This is a genomic window from Pseudomonas sp. NPDC089554, assembly GCF_050280645.1.
In the GTDB taxonomy this organism is placed as follows: Bacteria; Pseudomonadota; Gammaproteobacteria; order Pseudomonadales; family Pseudomonadaceae; genus Aquipseudomonas.
In genome coordinates this window covers 9808-32898 of record NZ_JBNNVR010000024.1, presented here as the reverse complement: position 1 = coordinate 32898, position 23091 = coordinate 9808, and the positions used below count along the sequence as shown (strand labels likewise).

The 23091-nt window shown below is 68.2% G+C and carries 4 protein-coding genes; all 4 read right to left on the bottom strand.

The features are described 5' to 3' along the window. Window positions 1-10 precede the first annotated feature (10 nt). Genes ACQKPE_RS10095 through ACQKPE_RS10080 form a run of 4 tightly spaced genes read right to left on the bottom strand, consistent with a single transcriptional unit; the run spans window position 11 to window position 22812 of the window. Complete coding sequence (locus ACQKPE_RS10095) at window positions 11-655, bottom strand: hypothetical protein (protein ID WP_427665406.1); 645 nt, start codon at window positions 653-655, stop codon at window positions 11-13. Next, window positions 645-9746, bottom strand: coding sequence for an amino acid adenylation domain-containing protein (locus ACQKPE_RS10090; protein ID WP_427665454.1), 9102 nt, complete (start codon window positions 9744-9746; stop codon window positions 645-647). The genes ACQKPE_RS10095 and ACQKPE_RS10090 overlap by 11 nt, the downstream gene beginning before the upstream one ends. Continuing rightward, on the bottom strand, window positions 9746-13849 hold the full coding sequence (locus ACQKPE_RS10085; RefSeq protein WP_427665404.1) for an amino acid adenylation domain-containing protein: 4104 nt from the start codon (window positions 13847-13849) through the stop codon (window positions 9746-9748). Before ACQKPE_RS10085 ends, ACQKPE_RS10090 begins: the two co-directional genes overlap by 1 nt. Then, window positions 13846-22812, bottom strand: a complete 8967-nt coding sequence (locus ACQKPE_RS10080) for an amino acid adenylation domain-containing protein (RefSeq protein ID WP_427665403.1) — start codon at window positions 22810-22812, stop codon at window positions 13846-13848. Before ACQKPE_RS10080 ends, ACQKPE_RS10085 begins: the two co-directional genes overlap by 4 nt. Between the last annotated feature and the right edge of the window lie 279 nt (window positions 22813-23091).

Below are 23091 nucleotides of genomic sequence, written 5' to 3'. Positions count from 1 at the left end.
TTCCCTACCTTTATTGTCGTGCCAGGGCTTGATGCAAGCCTGCCAGCAGTTGTTCGTTGGGGCTCTTGCCTGCCAAGCGGTACACCCGAACCAACGGCCTGATGATGCTGGCGTAGGCCTGTTCGTCGGTATTGGCGTAGGCCCGCGCGGCGATCGTCGTGGCGCAAGCCGCATGGGCCGTGGCGAATGTCGTGGCGTTGGCTTCGCTGCTCAATTGCGCGTAGTGACGACCGAATGCCTCGGCATCGCCGAACTGTTCGGCGATCATCGCTAGGTTCGCCGGGGCCTGGCCGTAGCTCACGGCGCTGTCGTATGCCTGGGCATAGACCGCTTCGAAGGCATAGGCCTGGCGATAAGTGGCGAGCAGCACAGGTTGCAGCGCCATGCGCCATTCCCCGCTACGCCCGGCCAGGCCCAGGGCCGCACGCTGGTGCAGGCGCTGCAACGTGGCCGCGGCCTGCCCCTGCCTTGGCAGTGCTGCTGCCAATACCGGCAGCACCGTCTCGGCATGCCAGCGGTGCAGCAATCGCCAGCGTGCGCCGGGGTCGAGCCGCTGCAGAGCGTGCTCCAGCCGCGAACATGAAGCGCGGGCCTGTGTCTCGTGCAGCACCTGTAGCAACGGGGCCAGCCAAGGTGTTGGCGTTTCAACGGCCATCGCGGCCCTCCTCCTGACGTTGCAGGTCGGCATTGATCGCCTTGGCGATCTGTCGCGCCCATGGGCCGTTGACGATGCCGTAGTGGTCAGTGTCGAGCAGGGTCCAGCTGCTCAGCCGCGGCAGCAGCGATTGCCAAGCGTGGTACAGGTCCTGGGCTCGCCAGCCGTTGCCAATGCCGTAGGGGTTGGGCTCGGTGGCGAGGAACAAGCGCACCGACGTGTTCGGCAGCGGCTGCGGGCAATGTCCGAGCATGCTGTCCAGGTTGTTGCGACAGCAGGCCACCAGACGCTCCAGGTAGTCCGCGCCGTCCGCTTCACGCACCCCTGCGCCCAGTACTGCACCCAGGGCCGCGCTCCGACGCGACGCGAACTCGCGCTGGAATACCTGCTGGATCTTTCGTTCGTCTATCTGTGCCAACTGGGTGCCGGCATCCGGTGCGGGCGGGTCGATCAGATACAACGTCGGCTGCACCCTGCCTGTCTGCGTGGCCAAAGCGCACATTGCCTGGGCGACCCAGGCGCCGAACGACCAACCGGCCAGGCACCAACTCGCGCCTTCCGGCAGCTCGGCGTGAATCGCCTCCAGGTACAGGGCTGCCCGCGCTTGCAGGTCGATGTTGGTCAATGTCGGCTGACGCAGTACCGGGTCGGCGATCACCCGCACGCCCAGGCTTGGGTGCAAGGCGGTGGCCAACTCGCGGTAGGCCTGCACGTCGCCACCCACCGGGTGGATCAGGTACAGCCAGTGCTGGCCGTCACCTGCCTGCCAAGGGTCGATACGCACGGCTTCGCGCCAAGGGTCCGCGTCGTTATTTGCCTGGCTCGGTGTGCTCGACGCTGTCACCAGCGTCAATACATCGCCCAGGCTGACGTTGGGGCCGAACTGCGACAGTTGCACGGTCACGCCGGTGGCGCTGTGCAGCTCATCGATCAGGTCAAGCAAGGTCAGCGAGTCCGCGCCCAGGTCGTACAGCGAGGCATCGTCTTCAAGGGCGTCCAGCCCCAGCCATTGGCACAGGTTTTCACGCAGGCGACCAGGCAGGTCGTCGTCCGTGCTAAGTGCGGCCACTTCAGCCTGGGGCGCGTGGCGCGACGGGTAGAACTGCCGGGCGTGCTCGAGGCCCGTGGTGGACACCAGCAACTGCGGCAGTTGAGCGGCCAAGGCCCGGTCGAACACCTCGCAGCCCTCCAGCGCCGACAGCCCCACCGCCAGGTGGCGTTGGTGCGCGGCGTCGTTGCCGTTGGTCTGGGTGGCCATGCCGACCTCGCGCCAGATGTCCCAGTTGATGCCCAACCGCACACAGCCTTTATCGCCAGTGCCTCGGTAATGGCAGAAACCATCGAGCACGGCACTGGCAGCGGCGTAGTCCAAGTGCCCTGCGCCACCGAACAGCACCGACATGGACGAGCAATACAGCACCCAGCCCGGCGCCAGGCGTTCGATCAAGGCCTCGACGGCGAGCATGCCGCGCGTCTTGGCGGCCATGGCGGCGGCCATCTGCCCGGCATCGCGCTGGCGGATCAGGCTGCCAGCCCCGACGCCTGCGGCATGGATCACCCCGTCGAAGCGGCCATAACGCGCAGCCAGGCCTTCGAGCACCTGCGGCCAGCGCGCCAGGTCGGCGATATCGGCCTGTAGCACTTCGACGCGCTCGTGATCCACCGCCAGCCCTTCTGGCCAGCGCCCCGAACGCGACACCAGCACCACGCGCCGACCCGGCGCGCGCAGCAAGTGCTGGCACAGGGTGCGGCCAATACCTCCGCTACCGCCAAGAATCAGGAAACTGCCCTCGTCCGGCAGACAGGGTGCGGGCTTGGCGGGCAGCGGGCTGGGCACCAGCCGTGGCTGCCAGAGGTAACCGTCGCGCAGCGCCAGGCGCCGGGGCAACGCCTGTGGCTCGGCCAGCAGGCTGGCGACCGCGCTAGCCTGCTCGGCCAACGTGGGGCTGTCGCAATCCAGCAAGTGGCAACGTACGGGGTACTCCTGCGGCACCACTTCGGTTGCCCCGACCAACGCCGCCAGCTCAGGGCGCGTTACCTCGCCCTGCACCGGGCACGCCTGCCACGACAGCAGCCAAAGGCGTAGCGTCGCGCCACGCGTTGCCTGGCCCCAGGCCTGCAACAGCGCGCTGGAAGTATCCAGGCAGGCCCACTGGGCGCGGGCCAGGCTCTGCTCATCGACTGCGCCCTGCACCGACAGCGGCAAGGCGTGCAGCCAGTCCAGTTCACCTGGTCCCTCCAAGGTGTCCAACAACTGCGCCAAGGCCTGCGCATTCAGTGGGTCGAGCTCGAGACGGTCCGGCGCGAGTTCACGAAAGCCGTTGCCCGCTCGTACATGCACTACCCGCTGGTGACTGCGCCCGAGGGTGTCGAGCAGCGCCTTGTCAGCGGCTTCGACGCCACATATCACCAGGGTTTGCCGACGCCCGGTCGTATTGGCGAGGGCAAGACGCCGCACACGCTGCCACTGCCGCTGGTGGAACCACTGCTCCAACGGCCGACGATCAGGCTGCACCTCGGGCGTGGAGCGGCTCTGGAAGCGATAGTCCTGCAGGTCGAACGACGACGCGGGCAGTTGCCAGGGCGGCGGTGCCGAGCGCCCCGGCCACTCGATGTGCGCCCCCTCGTACCACGCGTCCAGCAGTGCCTGCGGGGAATGCGCCGCAGCCTCCAGGTGCTCCTGCGAAGGTGGCACTTCGCGAATCGCCGACAACGTCAGTGCCGCACCGGCCTGGTAGAGCACGGCGAAACGCCAGCGCGCCTGCTTGCGTCCGGCCTGCAAGTGGCGCAGCAGCGCGTCGGTCTGTTCGGGGAACGCCTGCAACCAGGCGCCGACTGCCTCCACGTCACGCTCCAACGCTGCACGGCTGTGGGCCGAGAGCATCAGCAGCGGCAATACATCGTTGTGCTCTACAGGCTCGGCCTGCGCGGCCCCGACGATCACATGGGCGTTGGTGCCACCGATGCCGAAACTGCTGATCCCCGCCAAACGCCGGCGACCCTCGGGCCACGGCTGGGCCTGGGTGGGGATGTAGAACGGCGAGCGGGCCAGGTCGATCTGCGGGTTGGCCTTGGAGAACCCCAGGTTCGGCGGGATCACCCCATGGAACACCGCCAGGGTCGCGCGGATCAGCCCGACCACCCCCGCCGCTGCGCCCAAGTGGCCAATCTGGCTTTTCACCGAGGCCAGCGCACAACCTTGCGCCGGAGTATCGCCGAACGCCTGGGTCAGTGCCGCCACTTCAATCGGATCGCCCAACAGGGTGCCCGTGCCGTGGGCCTCGACGTAGCCGATATCGGCCCCGCTTACCCGCGCTTTACGCAGAGCCTGGCCAATCACTGCGCCCTGCCCGGCCACCGACGGCGCGGTGTAGCTCATTTTCGCGTGGCCATCGTTGTTCAGCGCCGAGCCCTCGATCAGGCCATAGATGCGGTCGCCATCGGCCCGGGCGCGGGCCAGGGGCTTGAGCACCACCACCCCGTAGCCGCTGGCACCGAGGGTGCCGCTGGCGTCCTCGCTGAACGGCCGACACAACCCATCGCGGGAGAAGATGTGCTGCGAACGGTGGCGGTAGCCGTCGGTCAGGGTCGGGTCGACCAGCACCCCGGCGGCCAGCATCACATCGCTGTCGCCTTGGCGCAGCAGGTTGCAGGCCAGGTGTACGCCAATCAGCGAGCTGCCGCAGGCGGCCTGCACGCTCAGGGCGGGGCCGGTAAGGTCGAGGTGGTAGGCGGCCTTGGTGGCGAGGAAGTCCTTGTCGTGGTGCAGTGCCAGCTGGAAGCCATCCGGCAGGTCGCCTTCGGCGCTCTCGCGCAGCAACTGCTGGAAGTAGGTGGTTTCGCCGCAGCTGGCCACCAGGCCGATACGCGGGCCGTCCGCCGAAGGGACGATGCCCGCGTGTTGCAGGGCCTGCACGCAGGCCATCAGCAGGTGGCGCTGTTGTGGGTCCATCAGGCGCGCTTCCTGGCGGCTGATGCCGAAGTACTCGGGGTCGAAGTCGTACAGCCCTTGCAGCTGGCTGCGCGCACCTACCAGGCCGGCCTCGGCCTCGAAATGCTCGATACCCAGGGCGTTGCCCTGCACCATCGCCCAGAACTCACCCAGGTTGCGCGCCCCGGCCACGTTCACCGCCATACCGATGATCGCCAGCGGTTGCTCGCCGCCCGCAGCCGGGCGCTCGCGGCTGGCCGGCAGCGGCTGGGCGCGCTCCAGGTGCGCGGCCAGGCGTTGCACCGTCACATGCTCGAACAGCTCGGCCATGCCCAGGCTGTAGGGCAAGGCCTGGGTGAAACGCGCATGCAGGCGCATCAGGCCCAGGCTGGTGGCGCCGGCTTCGAAGAAGGTCTGGCGCAAGCCGATGTCGTGGCCGATCACTTCGCGGAACAACGCGCACAGCTGCGCTTGCAGCGGGCTCAGGCGCTCGGGCGGCGCAGCCACGCGGCGACGCTCCAGCGCCTGGCCTTGGCCGTCCAGGGCCTTGCGGTCGATCTTGCCGCTGGGGGTGCGCGGCCAGGCGTCGATACGCCGGTACTGGTCGATGCGCACGTGCGCCGGCAACTGCCGGGCAACCTGCTGGTCGAGCATCTCGAGGGTGGGCGGCGTGGCGCTCAGTTGCAGGTAGGCGGTTAGCCGTGGCGGGTCGGTCTGCACTGTCACCACCGCACTCGCGACCTCGTCCAGGGCCATCAGCGCGGCCTCGATCTGGCCTAGTTCCAGCCGCTGGCCGCTGAGTTTGACCTGCTGGTCGTCGCGCCCCACATAGTGCAGGCAGCCCTGGACATCGGCCCAGGCCAGGTCGCCCGTGCGGTAATACAGGCAGCGGCTGCCATCGGCCTGGGGCAATTCGACGAAGCGCTCGGCGTTGAGCCGGGTGTCGCCCAGGTAGCAGCGGGCGACCATGGTCCCTGCCACCAGCAAATACCCCTGGGTGCCACTGGGCACCGGGCGGTCCTGGGCATCCACCAGGCGCAGCCGGGCGTTGTCCACCGCCTGGCCGATCGGCGCGCGCAACGGCCAGTCGCGCACCTTCGCCGGCAAGGGGTAGGCGCTGACCACATGGGTTTCGGTGGGGCCATAGTGGTTGAACAGGCGCGCCTGGGGCAGCGCCTCGAACCAGCTGCGCAGCGCGTCGGTGCACAGCAGCTGCTCGCCCGCCGTGATCACTTCGCGCAAGCTTGCGGGGTAGATGCCCTGCGCTACGGCGACCTGCGCCAGGTGTTGCAGCGCCACGTATGGCAGGAACAACCGCTCGATGCGCGCGCGCACCAGGTAGCCCAGCAGCGCCGGGGCGTCCTGGCGCCAGCGAGGGTCGATCAGGTGGTAGCAACCGCCGCCGCACAAGGTGCCGAACAGCTCCTGGAACGACACATCGAACGACAGCATGGAGAACTGCAAGGTCACCGAACGGGCCGGCAGGCCGCCTGCGTTGCGCTGCCAGTGCAGCAGGTTGCACAGGGTGACGTCGGCCACTTGCACGCCTTTCGGGGTGCCGGTGGAGCCGGAGGTGAACAAGGTGTACAGCGGGCGTTCGCCGCGATGCCGGGGGCGCTGGAAAGGCAGCGGGAGCGCGTCCAGTGCCACACGGTGACGGGGGCAGTCGCTGTCCAGCGCGTCGAGGGCGGCCTCGGTGGCGCTGCTGTAGAGCACGCAACGCGGCTTGGCCTGGGCCAGCACCTGGCGTTGCACTGCCGGTGGGTAGTTCGGGTCCACCGGAACGGCCGTGACATTGAGCTTGGCCAGTGCCAGCAAGGCGACCACATGCTCGAGCGAGGCTTCGAGCAGCACCACCACGTGCAGTGGCAGGTCAGTTGGCGCCGTGAGTCCTTGTTGGCTGGACAAGGTCGCGGCCAGGGTGTCGGCCAGCGCATCCAGCTCGCCATAACTGACGCGCCGCTGCCCGGCCACCAGCGCGATCGCCTCGGGCGTGGCGTGGGTTTGATGCTCGAACCAGTCGGCCACCGTGACGAATGGCACCGCGCGGGCGGCGCCTTCGCTGGTGGCAGGCAGGCGCTGCCGGTAGGGGCTGACGAAGGCGTCCAGGGTCGTATCGGGGTTCGCCAGCAACAGGTCCAGGCCCAGTCGCATCAGGTTGTCCAGCGCCGCCACCTGCTGCTCGTCGAAATGGCTGCACTGGTATTCCCACCAGCAGTGCAACGGCCCGTCACCGCCGACCACCAGTAGCGTCAGCGGGCACTTGGCCTGGGGCGTTTCGTGCACCTCCAGGGTCGCACGCAGTGGCGACTCGGCGAGTGCGGCGTAGTCGGTGTTCTCCAGCACGAACAGGTAGTCGAACAGCTGCCGGGAGGACGACAGGCGCAAGTCTTCGACCACATCGGCCAGGGCCACGTCTTGCAGGGCCAGCACCTGGCGTACCCGGGCGGTCTGTTGCTGCAATTGCTCGCGCAAGCTCAACGAGCCCTGCACCTGGGTGGGAATCAGCACGGTATTGGCGAACATCCCCAGGCTGCCCTCGAACTCGGCCAGGGGGCGGTTGGCCACCGGGCTGGCGATACGCGGGCGCTCGCAACCGACCAGGGCATGCAGGCTCCAGGTGAACACGCTGAGCAGGACATCGAAGCGGGTCAGGCGCTGCTCACTGCAAAACCGCTCCAGTGCTGCGCTGCGTGTAGCACCCAGGGGCTGACGATACAGACGTGCCTGGGCACTGGCCGGGCGCACCGCCATCAACGCGGGCGAGGCCTCGCCATGCTCTGCATGCAAGGCGGCCAGGGCGCGGCGTTGCTCGCGGTAGTGCGGGGTGACGCTCCATTGGCGCTGCCACTGGGCGAACGCCAGGGTGTCGAGCGTCGCGGCCAGTGCGGGGGTATCGCGCCCTTGCAAGGCATCCTGATACAGACGGCCCAAGTCCTCGAACAGCAGGTTCAGCGACCAGCCATCAGTGACGATATGGTGCAGGTTCAGCAGCAAGCGGCAGCTGCCATCGGCGAACGGCACCACCCAGGCCCTCAGCAATGAAGGGCTGGCCAGGTCGAACGGGGTGTCGAACACCAGCGTGGCGAAGGCGCGCCAAGTGTCTTCGCTCAGGCTGCCAGGGGGCAGGATGCGGCACTGGGCCGCCTGCTGGCTGACGAACTGCTCCGGCCCATCGGCATCGGGCACGAAAGCAGTACGCAGCGCCACATGGCGCTCGACCAGGCGTGTCACCGCGTCGGCCAGGGCCTCAGGGTTGGCACCCGGTTGCAGGTGCAGCACCAGGGGCACGTTGTAGGCCGTGGAGGTCGGCGCGCGCAGTTGTTCGAGCCACAGGCGCCGCTGCTCGCTGCTGGCCGGTACGCGGCGGGCGTTGACCTGCGCGGGCGCTGGCGGGTAGCCCAGCGCCCCGCCCTGCCCGCTTTGCAGGCGCAGGGCCAAGGCGGCGAACGACTCGCCGAGCAGCGCGGAGATGGGCATTTCCTGTTGCCAGTGGCTGCGAATAGCCGAGCGCAGACGCAACGCCTTGAGCGAGTCGCCGCCGCTGCCGAGCCAGTCATCCTGGGCATCGAGCGCCGGTTGCGAAAGCAGCGCGCAGGCTTGCTCCAGCAGCCAGGCCAGGGCGGCAGACTGCGTACCCTCCTCGGCTTGTGCCGCTGCCCGCCAAGGCGTGTTGGCCTGGGCCAACAGTTGCTGCTGGTCGACCTTGCCATTGGCGGTCAGGGGCAGGCGCGGTAGCAGGAACAACGCGTGGGGGCGCATCCAGGGGGCCAGGTTGGCGCGCAGGAACGCATCGAACGCGCGGTACTCGATGGTTTCGCGCAGCACCAGAAACGCCAGCAGTTGATGGTCCTCGGCGGCTTGCCGGCGGCTGCAGACATAGGCTTGGGCAACCTGGGGATGCGCCAGTAGGCGCTGCTCGATCTCGCCTGGCTCGATCCGAAAGCCACGCACCTTCACCTGCCGGTCCACCCGCCCCAAGCACTCGACCAGACCCTGCTCGTTTACCCGCACCAGGTCGCCGGTGCGGTAGTGCAATCGATCCTCCAGGCGCACGAAGCTCCGTGCGGTTTCCTCGGGTCGGTTGCGGTAGCCACGGGCCACGCCGCTGCCGCTGAGGTAAAGCTCACCGACTTGCCCCGCCGCCACCGGCCGTTGCTGGGCATCGAGCACTTGCACGCCGGTGTCCGGCAGTGGCAGGCCGATCGGCACGTTGTCGCCGGCAAAGTCCCGGGCGATGGGATGGCTCAGGGCGAAGGTGGTGCATTCGGTGGGGCCGTAGGCGTTGTACAGCTGGCAGCGGCTGTGCGGGTTGGCCTGGTACCAGGCGCGTATCGCCTGGGCGCTGAGTTGCTCGCCGCCGATCAGCACCTGGCGCAGGCTGGCGAAACAGGCTGGGTGCTCGGCGCTCAGGGTGTTGAACAGCGACACCGTGATGAACAGGCTGTCGACCTGCTGCGTCTCCAGCACGTGGGCCAGGCGCCGGGCCTCGAACAGGTCGTGGTCGGCGACGATCACGCAGCAACCGCCGTTGAGCAAGGGCGCCCACAGCTCGAAGCTGCACGCATCGAAGGCGGTGTTGGAGATACAGGCGAAGCGCTGCCCCGGCTGGATGTCGATGTAGCCACCCGGTTGGGCCAGGCGCAGCAAACCACGCTCACCGACCTCCACGCCCTTGGGTACGCCGGTGGTGCCGGAGGTGTAGAACAGGAACATCACCTCGGCGAAGGTTTCGGGCAACGCCTGCGTGGGGCTATCGGGGTTGTCCAGCAAGGCCTCGACCTGCGCCTGCCACGGCCCCGCCAAACCCAGGGGCGTATCGTCCAGGGTCAGGATGCCCACGCACCCGGCGTCGGCCAGCATGGCGGCGCGGCGCTCGGCGGGGCTGCTGCTGTCCAGTGGCACCACCAGAGCGCCGGCCTTCAGGGCACCCAACAGGCCCGCCAGCCATTGCCAACTGCGCGGCAGGCACAGCGCCAGGGCCTGGCCCGGCTGTACGCCACGGGCTTGCAGGCCATGGGCGATACGTTCACTGGCGCTGGCCAGTTGCGCGTAGCTCAAGCGCACCTGCTGGTCGATCACCGCCAGGGCATCGGGGTTGTGCTGCACCTGGGTGGCGAACCTGGCGAGCACGGTGTTCGGTTCGGTGTGCATGCTCATCATTTGCCCTCCTGGCGGTCGAAGCGTTGCAGCTCACGCATGAGGGTGCGGGAAACCCGGTGTACCTCGGCGCTTTCGAGCATGTCCCAGTGCCCACCGTGTACCAGCGTGGCCTGGTAACTTGCAGCACGACGCCGCCAGAAGGCGCGCAGCCCTCGTAACGCCGGGCGCGCGAAACCTTCCTTGGCCTGCACCAGCACCACTCGCGCGGCCTGTGGCGGGCATGGGTAGGCGGCCATGGCCAGTCGGTTGTGGTTGTACAGCTGGAAGTAGCGTTCGACCTGTGCATCCTCGATGCCGGGGTACATGCCATTGAAGCGCACCAGCTTGTCGCGGAACTCGGCCATCTCGACGGTGCCGATCTGCTCGCGGAAGGCCGGGTCGTCCGAGCCCTGGGTGTCGAGCAGCACCACGCTGACCTGGCGGTTGCCCAGGCGTCTGGCCATTTCATAGGCCACCAGGCCGCCGAACGACAGCCCGGTCAGCACCAGGGGCTTGTCCAACAGCGGCGCGATCTGGCGCAGGTAGGCTTCGGCCATGGCCTCGACCGTAGGCTCGGTCGCCTCCCCCGGGTTGAGCCCTGGCGACTGCAAGCCATGCACGCCCACCGCTTCGGGCAGCACCTTGGCCAGCGACAGGTAGCAGAACGCAGTACCCCCGGCCGGGTGGATGCACACCACGTTGCGCTGGCCGTCGCCAGCGCGAAACTCGATCAGGTTGCCATTGGCCGCCTGGGGGCTGGCCCCGGCGCGCAGCCAGCCACCCAAGGCCTCGATGGTCGGGTGGCCCAGCACCACCCGCGCAGGTACCTCGACGTCGAAGGCCTGGCTGATCTGGTAGGCCATCTTGATCGCCGCGATGGAGGTGCCGCCGACCGCGAAGAAGTTGTCGCGGATGCCGATCTGCGGGGTCAGCAGCAGGTTTTTCCAGATTTGGTAGAGGGTCAGTTCGATAGGGTCGCGCGGGCTGCTCAGGTTGACCTGGCGCTGGGCCAGGTCCTGGTCGGCGCGCTCCGCCAATGCTTCGCGGTCGACCTTGCCGTTGGCGGTCAGTGGCATCGCGTCCAGCCACAAATAGGCGTTGGGCAGCACGGCGCTGGGCAGGGTCTGGGCCAGGTGCTCGCGAACGGCCTGTTCGTCCAGCGCTTGGGCCACCGTGCAGCAGGCCACCAGGCGTTGGTGCTGGGCATCGTCGCCAAGCATCAGCACCACACTGGCACGAATGCCGGGGAAGGCTTGCAGGCGGGCCTCGATCTCGCCCAGTTCCAGGCGAACACCGCGCAGCTTGACCTGGAAGTCGTTGCGCCCAAGGAACTCCAGCTGGCCGTCGGCGCGGTAGCGCGCCAGGTCGCCGCTGCGGTACAGGCGATCACCGGCCACGAACGGGCTGTCGATGAAGCGTTCGGCGCTCAGTTGGGGCAACCCCAGGTAGCCCCGCGCTACACCCACGCCACCGATATGCAAGTGGCCGGCGACACCCGCAGGCACCGGGGCATCCCAGTCGTCGAGCACGTGGAAACGGTTGTTGGCGATGGGGCGGCCGATCGGCAATTGCAGCGCGGGCACCTCATCGCCCGGTGCCAGGGTCCAGAGGCTGTTGATCACCGTGGTCTCGGTGGGGCCATAGACGTTGTGTAGCCTGGCGTGCGGCAGGCGTACCTGGAACAGCCGGGCCAACGCTGGAGGCAGCTCGCCGCCGCCGCAGAACACGTCGCTCAGGCTGTGGCACTGACCGATCTCTTCCACCTCCAGGAACAGTTGCAGCATGGCAGGCACGAAGACCATCGCCGTGACCTGCTGTTCGCGCACCACACGGGCCAGGTAACCCGGCTCGAAGTGCCCGCCGGGGCGGGCGATGACTAGCGTACCGCCGGTCGCCAGCGGCCAAAAGGTTTCCCAGGCCGAGGCATCGAAACCGAAGGGGATCTTGTGCAGCATCGCCCCCGCTTCGCCGCACACTTCCAGGCACCACAGCAGCAGGTTGACCAGGCCCCGGTGCGCGACCATCACGCCTTTGGGCAGCCCAGTGGTGCCGGAGGTATAGATGACATAGGCCAGGTGGTCGGGGGTGACGCCAACCTCATCGGCGGGCAGTTCGGCGGCGCTGAGCTCAGCCCAGCGCGACGCGTCGGCTTCCAGGTCGAGCACCGGGGCCTGCCAGCCACACGCTTGCATGGCCTGGCGCAAGCTCGCCTGGGCCTTGCCCAGGGTCAGCGCGACCACCGGGGCGCTGTCGCCGAGCATGTGGCCCAGGCGCCCGACCGGGTAGTCCGGGTCCAGCGGCACGTAGGCGCCGCCGGCCTTGAGCACGGCCAGCAGCGCCACCGGCAAGGCCAGCGAGCGTTCCACGCATACCGCCACCCGCACATCCGGGCCGACGCCCAGGCTGCGCAGGTAGCGGGCCAGGCGGTTGGCCTGGGCATCGAGTTCGGCATAGCTCAGCGCCTGGCCTTCGAACGCCACGGCGTGAGCCTGCGGGTTGCGCGCGGCCTGGGCCTGCACCAGGTGGTGCACGTAGCCCGCCGGGGTCGGCAATGGCGCAGTGTAGTTCCAGGTGTAGAGCACCTGTTCGCGTTCGCTGGCATCGAGCAGAGAAAGTGCGTGCAACGGCTGCTTGGCGTCGGCGGCCACCTGGGCCAGCAGATGGCGGTAGTGACGGCTCAGGCGCTCGACGGTGGAGCGGTCGAACAGGTCGGTGTTGTACTCGATCAGCAGGTGCAGCCCGCCATCGCGTTCTACCCATTCGAACGCCAGGTCGAACTTGGCGGTAGCGCTGCTGGTGCCATGGGGCGACAGCACCAGGTGCGGCATGCGCACCTCGGCCCCCGGGGTGTTCTGTAGCACCATCATCACCTGGAACAGCGGCGAGTGGCCGGTATCTCGTGGCGGGTTGACGGCCTCTACTACCCGGTCGAACGGCACATCGTGGTGGGCATGCACTTCCAGCATCCGGGCCCGGACCTCACGCAGCAGTTCAGCGAAGGTTCGGGCCGGGTCCAGTTGCTGGCGCACCACCAGGGTGTTGACGAAGTGGCCGATCAGCGGCTCGAGCTCTTCGCGGCCCCGGTTGGCGAACGGCGTGCCGACGCACAGGTCGCGCTGGCCGCTGTAGCGCCACAGCAAAACGTCGAGGGCGGCGAGCAGTACGTTGAACAGGGTGCCTTGGGTATCTCGTGCCAGGGCTTGTAGCGCGGCCAGGGTGTCGCCCTCGACCGTCGCGCTGTAGGTGGCACCGACGAAACGCTGCACCCGTGGGCGCGGCCGGTCGCTGGGCAGGCTGAGCAAGACGGGTGCGTCAGCCAAGCTGTGCCGCCAGTAGTCGAGCTGGCCCTGCAAGACCTCACCGCCCAGGCGCTGGCGTTGCCAGCAGGCGTAGTCGGCGTATTGCACCGGCAGCGGTGCCAGGCGCGAGGGTTGGCCGTACAGCAGGTCGCCATACAGGCTGGCCACCTCGTGCAGGATCACCCCCATCGACCAGCCATCGGCGACGATATGGTGCACGCTGTACAGCCACACATGCTCATCGGCCGCCAGGCGCACCAGTGAGGCCCGCAGCAAGGGGCCATGGGCCAGGTCGAAGGGCGCCCGGGCATCGGCGTGCAGGGCCTCGTCCAGGCGAATCTTGCGCTCAGCGTCGGGCAGCGTGCTCAGGTCCAACAGCGCCACGCGCAGCGGCATGGCCGGGTGCACGACCTGGCGCGGTTCGCCATCGTTGCTTTCGAAGGTGGTGCGCAGCATGGCGTGGCGCTGCACCAAGGCATTCAGCGCCTGCTCCAGCACCTCCACGTGCAGCTGCCCCTTGAGGTTCACCGCCGTGGGCACGTTATAGAACGGGTTGCCGGGTTCGAGCTGGTCGAGGAACCACAGTTGCTGCTGCGAGAACGACAGCGGGCAGCTTGCCTGCTCGCCCCCACGCACAGGGATGGGCGCGGTATCGTCGCGCTGGGCGAGCAAGGCGATCAGCGCCTGCTTGTGGGTTTTCAGCGCCTGCAGCTTGGCGTCGTCGAGCCAGCCCTTGGGCGCCTTGCAGCGCAGTTTGTCGCCATCCACTTCGAGCGCCACGCCATGGCGGTCGAACAACGCCAGCAGTTCAGGGGCGTTCATACTTCGATCTCCTCCATGTCATTGTCCATGCCGGTAAAGGCCTCTACCTGCGCGTTGCGCACCTCTCGGGCCGCACGCAGGCCACCGACCATCGAATACACCAGCTGGTGGCTGCTCCCCAGGGCGAACAGCCGTGCCAGCTGCCCCGCCTCCAACGAGCCGACGCCGCACACGCCCAGCTCCAGGTCGGCAGCGGCCATGGTCAGCAGTTGCGCCATGGCGCCGGCCTCGATCTGGCAGAAGCCCAGGCTGTGCTCGCCATATAGCGGGCGGATCGCCGCCAGGTCGGCGATGAAGAACAGCGCGAAGGCCGCCTGCTCGTACACCGGGCGATTGACGAAATAGTCGTAACTGTCCGGGTCGAGCGCTTCGCTACCTGTGGCCACCAGGCGGTGCTGCACCGGGTCGTGGTAGTAGGCCCCGCCTGGCACGCCCTGCACCCTGCCGGGCTTGATGTAGAGGTAGGTCTGCATCGGGTAGGCCCCACCTGCCGAGGGGAACAGGTACTTGCCCTGGCCATCGAGCTGGCCCTGGGCAAGCACCGCCAGCAGTTCGGCGAACGCCTGCGCCTCGACCGGCCGTTCGAGGTATTGGCGTACCGAGCGGTAGTCGCGGTAGCGCTTGGCGAAGGCTGGGGCGCTCGGCAGTGCCAGGGCCACCTGCGCGGCGTCGTCTGCGAAGGCTCGACGAGCACGTTGCTCGGCCTTGAAGCGCTCGCGTTGCGTGCTGTCTTCCAGTACCTCGTCAGTGACGGGGGTTGGGTCCGCGACCTGCGGGCGCTGGCGGTACATGTCCAGCAGGTTGAGCAAGGTCGGCTGGCCCAGCAGTTGCGCCACGTGGGGGCGGAAGCGCAGCTCGCTGGAGAGCGCGTTGCTGATGCGCACGATGTCGATGGACGTTGCGCCGAGGCTCAGCAGGTTGGCGTCGGCGGCAATGGACGGCTGGCCCAGTACCTGCTGGACGATGGCCACCAGGCGTTGCTCCTCGGGGCTTTCGAGCTCCAGCGCCGCCCCACTTGCCTGCGTCTGCTCGGGCTCGGGCAAGCGGCTCTTGTCGACCTTGCCATTGGCCGACAGCGGCCAGCTGTCGATGAAGGTGAACGACGACGGCACCATGTAGGCTGGCAGCTTGTCGGCCAGGTAGCGGGCCAGGTCCGCACCCTGCAGCTGTTCGTCGGCCTTGAGCACATAGGCCGCCAGGCGCTTGTGCTCCTGGGCCTGCCCAAGGATGCGGGCCACGGCGCTGTGCACGCCGGGGTGGCGGTTGAGCACCGCTTCGATCTCGCCCAACTCGATGCGGTAGCCCTGCACCTTGACCTGGCTGTCGTCGCGCCCCAGGAACTCGATATTGCCATCGGGCAGCAGGCGCCCCAGGTCGCCGGTGCGGTACAGGCGCTCGCCGGTCAGCGGGTGGTCGAAGAAGCTGCGCGCGCTCAATGCCTCGTCGCGCCAATACCCTTTGGCCAGGCCAATGCCGCCAATGTACAGCTGCCCGGTGACCCAGGTCGGGCGCACCTGCAAGGCCTCGTCGAGCACATGGAAACGCTGGTGGTCCAGGGCCTTGCCGTAGGGAATGCTGCGCCAGGCCGGGTCGAGCCGGGTGATCGGGTAGCCGATCGACCAGATCGAGGCCTCGGTGGCGCCGCCCAGGCTCATCAGTTGCAACGCCGGGTTCAACGCCCAGGCGCGGGTTGGCAGGTTCAGGGGAATCCAGTCGCCGGACAGCATCGCCAGGCGCAGGCTGGCGGGCAGCGGCCTGCCCTCGCCCTCCAGGTATTCCACGAACATGCCCAGCAGCGCGGGCACCGAGTTCCACAGGCTGACGCCGTGGCGCTCGATGCGCTCGGCCCAGTGGGCCGGGTCCAGGCTCTGTTGTGGCTCGAGCATGACCACCGCCGCGCCCACCGCCAGGGTGCCGAAGAAGTCGTACACCGACAGGTCGAAGCTCAGCGAGGAAATCGCCAGCACCCGGTCGTCAGGGCCGACGGCGAAGCGCCGGTTGATATCGAGCAAGGTATTCACCGCGCCCTGGTGGTCGATCACCACGCCCTTGGGCGTGCCGGTGGAGCCGGAGGTGTAGATCACGTAGGCCAGGTCGCTGGGCGATAGCTGCACCTCGCGCAGCGGCTCGGGGCCAGGCTGGAGCTGTTCGCTGACGGGCAGCACCGCAACCTGCGCAGGCCACGCCAGGCGCTCCAGCAGGCAAGGCTGGGTCAGCGCCACGCTGGCCTCGGCCCGTTCGAGGATGTGCCGCAGGCGCGCGGCGGGCAGGCTCGGGTCGATCGGCAGGTAGGCGCCACCGGCGTAGAGAATGGCCAAGGTCGCCACCACCTGCTCCCAGCCGCGCTCCATCACCACCGCTACCAGGCGGTTGGGCTGCACGCCCTGGGCTTGCAGGTGCGTGGCCAGCTGGCGGGCCTCGTGGCGCAATTGGCCATAGCTCAGTTCGCGGGCGCCGAGCACCGCGCAGGCCTCGGGCGTGGCCAGGGCCTGGCGTTCGAACAACGCGTGCATCAGCGGCAGCTCGCGGGGCGCGGGCGGCGCCTGGGGCAAGCGTGCCAACGGCAGCAGTTGCGGGGTGCTGGCGGCCCAGGCATCGGCCGACATCAGGCGGTCGAGCACGCTGTTGTAGGCGGCGAACATGCGCTCGATCATGCCCTCGGGGAACAGCGCGTCGATGCTGTCCCAGTTGAACAGCAAGCGGCCTTCGAGCTCCAGCAAAGTGTGGTCCAGCCACACGTGCGGGGTCTGGGTGATGCTGTGCTCGATGGTCGCCCCCAGGGCATCGGCCAGATTGAACTCGGCAAGCTCTGGCGCGGCCTCGGACAGCGTGCTGTTGAACACGATCGGCATCGCGGTCTGTTGCACGCCACGGGCCTGGGACAGCTCCCGCAGCACACGCACGCCGCTGACCACCGAGTGGTCGATGTCCTGCCAGAGACGGGCCTGCACGGCGCGGGCCTTGTCGGCGAAGCTGGCGGTGCCATCGATGGCCACCTCCAGTAGCACCAAGGAAGTGAAGTCGCCGATGATGCCGTCGACCTGCGGGTGCAGCGGCATGCGGTTGAACAGCGGCAGGCTCAGGGTGAAACGTGGCTGGCGGCTCCACAAGGCCAGCACTTCGCTGAACGCGGTCAGCAGCATGACCGAGGGCGTCACGCCGAACTGTCGGGCCATGGCCTTGAGCTGGCTCCACTGCGAAGCCGGCAGGTCGCGGTCACGCCGGGTGAAGTGCGGGTTGGCGATGCTTTCCGGCTGGCACACCCTGGGCAGGTCTGGTGCCGGCGCCAGGGTTTCCACGCGCTCGCGCCAGTAATCCAGGGCGCGCGCGTAGCGTGCACCGTCACGCAGGCGGCGCTCGGCGAGCACGTAGTCGCGGAAGGTCACGCCGGGGTCGGGCAGTTGCAACGCGGGGTCTTGGTAGAAGGCCATCAGCTCACGGGCGAGGATCTGCGTGCTGGCGGCATCCACCACCAAGGCATCGAGGCTGATGTGCAGGTGGCTGATGCCGTCATCGAGCAACGATACCTGGAAGTCGAACAACGGCCACTGGCTGGCATCCAGCACCTGGTGCGACTGGCGTTCGCGAGTGGCGGCCAGGGTGCGCTGGGCGTCCTCGGCGGCCAGGCCGCGCAGGTCGCTGCAAGCGACCGTGTAGTTGGGCACCTGGGCCAGCACCTGTTGGGTGCCGTCATCGAGGAACACCACGCGCAGCATGTCGTGGCGCTGGATCATGCGGTTCAACGCGGTTTCCAGGCGCGCCACGTCCAGGCCAGGCACGCGCAGTTCCTCATAGCCATGGGCGCTGACCCCACCCAGGCTGACGCTGGCTTCGCGGCCGAACCAGTAGGCTTGCTGGATATCGGTCAGCGGGAACGGCGCATGACGCGCGGCGGGGTCGACTTCGAGCGCAGGTGCTGCTTCAGTTGGCTCCCCCGCGCTGGCCTGTACCAGAATGGCCAGGTCCAGCAGCACGGGCGATTGGAACAGGCCACTCAACGACAGCTGTGCGCCCAGGCGCTGGTTGATCGCGTAGACCATGCGCGTGGCCAACAGCGAATGGCCGCCCAGGTCGAAGAAGTTGTCGTGAATACCTACTCGCTCGCACTTGAGCAGCTCGGCCCAGACTTCGGCCAGCAGCCGCTCGGTGGTGTTGCGCGGTGCCTCGTAGCGCGCGGCGCCGCCACGCTGTGGCGCGGGCAGCGCCTGGCGGTCGAGCTTGCCGTTACGGGTCAGCGGCAGTTGCTCGAGGCTCATCCAGGCGCTGGGCAGCATGTGCTCGGGCAACTGCCGTTGTAGGGCCGTGCGCAGTGCTTCAGGGCTGGCACTGCCGACCACATAGGCCACCAGCAGGTCGTCGCGCAGTAGCACGGCGGCGTCCTGCACGCCTGGCTGCTGGCGTAGCAGGCTGTCGATTTCACCCAACTCCACACGGAAACCTCGCAGCTTCACCTGCTGGTCGGCGCGCCCCAGATATTGCACGTTGCCGTCGGCCTGCCAGCGGGCCAGGTCTCCGCTGCGGTACATACGGGCGCCGGCCTCGAGACTGAACGGGTCGGGCAGGAAGCGCTCGGCGCTCAGTGGCGCGCGGTTGAGGTAGCCACGGGCGAGGCACGCACCGGCGATATACAACTCGCCGGTGACGCCCACCGGCACTGGGTTCAGGTCGCCGTCGAGTACGTACAGCCGGGCGTTGGCAATCGGTTTGCCGATCGGGGGCGATTCTGGCCAAGACTCGGCCTCGTCGCACGCCAAGCGGTACTGGCTGACCACGTGGGTCTCGGTCGGGCCGTACTGGTTGTACAGGTACTCGCCGCCCAGGCCCTGGACGAAGTGGCGCAGCGCATCGTTGACCTGCAAGGCCTCGCCTGCGGTGATGACCTGGCAGCCGCCTGAGGGCATCGACGCATCGGCTTCGCACAGCGTGGTGAGCTGCTGCAACACAGCGAACGGCAGGAACGCGCGCTGCACGCCCTGGGCCACCAGGGTCGGACGCAGTTGGGTGAGGTCCTTGCGCTCGGCTTCGCTGAGCAGCAGCAGGCTGCCGCCCTGGCACAGGGTGCTGCAGATTTCCTGGAACGACACGTCGAAGTTCAGCGAGGCGAACTGCAATACCCGCTGTGGCTCAGGCGTTTGCTCGAGCTGCCAGGCGATCAGGTTGTCCAGCGCGCGGCGGCTGTGGGCGACACCCTTGGGGCGGCCGGTGGAGCCGGAGGTGTAGAGCACGTAGCCAAGGTTTTCTGGGCTTACGGCAACTTGCGGCGTGGTGTCGGGGTAGCTGGCCCAGCGTTCGGCTTCGCTGTCCAGGCAGCACAGTGCCAGGGTGTTGGCCGCTGGTGGCAAACCTGCACGCAGCGAGGCCTGGGTCAGCAGCAGCGCGGGCGCGGCGTCTTCGAGCATGAAGGCCAGGCGCTCGGCTGGGTAGGCCGGGTCGAACGGCACATAGGCCGCCCCCGCCTTGAGGGTCGCCAGCAGGCCGACGACCATCTGCGCCGAGCGCTCCAGGCACAGCCCCACACGCTGCTCGGGGCCTACGCCGAGGTCGATCAGGTAATGGGCCAGGCGGTTGGCTTCGCGGTCCAACTCGGCGTAGCTGAAGGTGCGTCCCTCGGCAATCAATGCGACGGCATCTGGGATGCGTTGGACAATGGCTTGCAGGCGCGAGCCGAGCTGCCCATCGATTTCGCGAGCCGTATCGTTCCAGCTGTGCAGCATCTGCCGGCGCGTGCCGGCATCCATCAATTCCAGCTGCGCAAACGATTGCGAGATATCGCCGACCATGCCCTGCAAGGCGCGGCGCAGATACTCGCCGATGCGGGCCACGGTGTCGGGCTCGAACAGCCCCGAGGCATATTCCAGCCCACCGACGATCTGCCCATCGCGCTCGCTCAGGGCCAGTTGCAGGTCGAACTTGGCCACGTGCTGGCTGGCAGGTACAGCGCTCACCTCGACACCTGGCAAGGCCAGCGTCGCGCCTTGGTCCTGCTCCCAGGCGAACAGCACCTGGAACAGCGGGCTGTGGGACAGGCTGCGCGGTGGGTTGAGCAGCTCCACCACCTGCTCGAATGGCAAGTCCTGGTGGGCCTGGGCCTGCAACGCCACTTCACGGGCCTGGTGCAGCCATTGCTTGAGCGACGGCGTGCCCTGGCGAGTCATGCGCAACGCCAAGGTGTTGACGAAAAAGCCCAGCAGCCCGTCCAGGGCCGGGTCCGGGCGGTTCGCCGAGGGTACGCCGATGACCACGTCGTCCTGGTTGGCCAGGCGCATCAACACCTGCGACCAGGCCGCCAGCAAGGCCATGAACAGCGTGCAGCCTTGGGCGGCGCACAAGGCCTTGAGGCGGGTGGTGAGTGCGTGGTCCAGTGTCAGCGGTACGAAGCCGCCCCGGAAGTCCTGCACCGCCGGGCGCTTGTGGTCGGTGGCCAGCGTCAGCAGCACCGGTGCGCCTTCCAGGGCCTGGCGCCAGTAACGGCGTTGGCGCTCGAGCACCTCGCCGGCCAGCCACTGGTGCTGCCAGGCAGCGTAATCCACGTACTGCACCGGCAGCGCCGGCAGCAGCGCCTCGTGGCCTTGCAGCGCGGCAGCGTAGAGCGCTTGCAGATCGCGGGTGAGCACCCCCACCGACCAACCGTCGGAGATGATGTGGTGCTGGGTCAGCAGCAGTACGTGCTCGTCGCGGGCCAGGCGTACCAGGCAGGCACGAATCAGCGGGCCCTGGGCCAGGTCGAACGGTTGCGTGCCCTGGGCGTCGGCCAGCGCCTGCAAACGAGCCTGGGCGTCGGGCTGGCCGTGCAGGTCCACCTGGGTCAGGGCTATACCCTCCCCTGGCTCGGCGACACGCGCGCGGCCCTCGCCCTCGCTGCTGACGAACGTAGTGCGCAGGGCTTCGTGGCGCGCGACCAGGCGGTCGAGGCTCGAGGCCAAGGCCGTCACGTCCAGCTCGCCGCGCAGGCGCAGATTCAGCGGCATGTGGTAGGCCGCATTACCGCCCTCCAATTGCGCCAGGAACCACAGCCGCTGCTGGGCAGACGACAACGTTTGCGTCTCGCCCCGTTCGATGACCTCGATCACGCTACGTACCTGGCCCTGGCTGGCGTGCAGGCGCTGGGCGAAGGCTTCGAGGGTGGGATGTTCGAACAAGGCAGCCGGCGGCACATCGCCCATTGCCGCCTGGCGCACCTGGGCCAGCACGCGCATCACCAGCAGCGAATGGCCGCCGAGGGCGAAGAAGTGATCGAAGCGCCCGACGCGCGCGACGCCCAGCACCTCGGCCCAGATCGCCGCCAAGGCAGTTTCCGTTGGCCCTTGTGGCGGCGCGTAGGCGCGCTGCTCGAGGTTGTGTGGCTGTGGCGCGGGCAGGCCGTTGCGGTCGAACTTGCCGTTGGCGGTCAGCGGCAAGGCCGACAGTTGCACGAAGGCGCTTGGCACCATGTAGTCCGGCAGGTGGGTGCGCAGTTGTTCGCGCAGGTCGGCGGCATTCAGCGCAGCACTTGGGTGTTGCGCGTAGTAGGCCACCAGGCGCGGCTCGCCTGGCGTGTCCTCGCGCAGTTGCACCAGGCTTTCGCGCACCCCGGCGATTTCGGCCAGGCGCGCCTCGATTTCACCCAGTTCCAGGCGCAGGCCGCGCAGCTTGGCCTGCTGGTCGTTACGGCCGAGGAACAGCAACTGGCCGTCGCCGCGCTGGCGCGCCAAGTCGCCTGTGCGGTACAGCCGCTCACCGGCTTCGAAGGGGCTGTCGAGGAAGCGCTCGGCAGTCAGTTGCGGCAGGTTCAGGTAGCCACGGGCTACGCCTACGCCACCCAGGTACAGCTCACCCTCCTCGCCCAGTGGTACCGGTTGGCACTGGCTGTCGAGCAGGTAGGCGCGGCAGTTGGCCAGGGGCTTGCCAATGGGCAGCACGCCGTCTTCCACGCCGTGGGCTGGCACCTCGAAGCAGGTGCTGTCGATGCTCGCCTCTGTCACCCCATAGGCCTGCACGACCTGCACCTGCTCGCCGCACAGCCGGCGCAGCTGGCGGGCGCTGTGGGCGGTCCAGACATCCGAGCCACACACCACGGTGCGCAGGAACGACAGGTCGTGGCCGTTGGCCTCGACCCAGGCCAGCAGCGGGTTGAGCACGGCCGGCACGAAATCGCCGAAGCCTACCTGGGCATCGCGCATCAGGCGGTACAGCGCAGGCGGGTCCATCAGGGTGTCACGCGGGCACAGCACCAGCGTGCCGCCAAAGCCCAGCGCGCGGATCAGGTCGGCGCTGAACACGTCGAACGAGAAACCGGCCATTTGCAGGTGGTTGAGCGGTGCTTGCAACGGGTACAGCTGCGCCCAGGCTGCGCTGACCGCGAGCAGCCCGCGGTGCTCGACCATCACGCCCTTGGGCGTGCCGGTGGAACCGGAGGTGTAGATCACGTAGGCCAGGTGATGGGGCGTGAGCCCGTTGCGCTCCGGGTCGTGGCTGGGCTGCGCCGCCCAGGCGCTGGGGGCATCCAGCTCGAGCACGCGCGGAGCGTTGGCCATGCCGCTGAGCGCCGTGTCCAGTGCTGCCAGGGCCGCTGCGTTGGCCAGCAACACCGCCGGGGCGCTGTCGCTGAGCATGTGGGCCAGGCGCACGGTTGGGTAGGTCGGGTCCAGCGGCACGTAGGCGCCGCCGGCCTTGAGCACGGCGAGCACGCCTACCAGCATATCCAGCGAACGCGCCAGGCACAGACCAACCCGCACGTCCGGCCCGACACCCAGACTTCGCAGGTGGTGGGCCAGGCGATTGGCCTGGGTGTTGAGTTCGCCATAGCTCAGTTGCTGCTGGCCAAAACGCGCTGCGATGGCGTGCGGCGCCAGGCGTACCTGGGCTTCGAACAGCTCGTGCACGCACTGGGTGGCGTCAAAGGGAGTGGCATGGTGCCAGTTTTTTGCGAAAACATCGGGCTGCGCGCAGGCCATGCCGCGCGAAGAGCGGGTGTGGTCGAACATCAGGGCTACCGTCCATGTCTGCTTATTCTTGTATACGCAGGGCGTCGGTCGCCCTGCCTTCGAGGCCCGGCTCAGACCGGGCCGGTGGTTCAGGAAGGCGGCGAGGAGGAAGGCGCGGCGAGGGAGCGCGCGCGGGGAGTCGTGGTGACTACGGGTACATGGCCCGTGACTTCAGCGATTTCAAACTGCGTGACCAATTGAAACCTCACCATCCTTATGGGGGCGCAAGCGGACCACGAGCGTTGAGCCTGGGTGGTCCCTTCGGCTATGGGGCCGCTG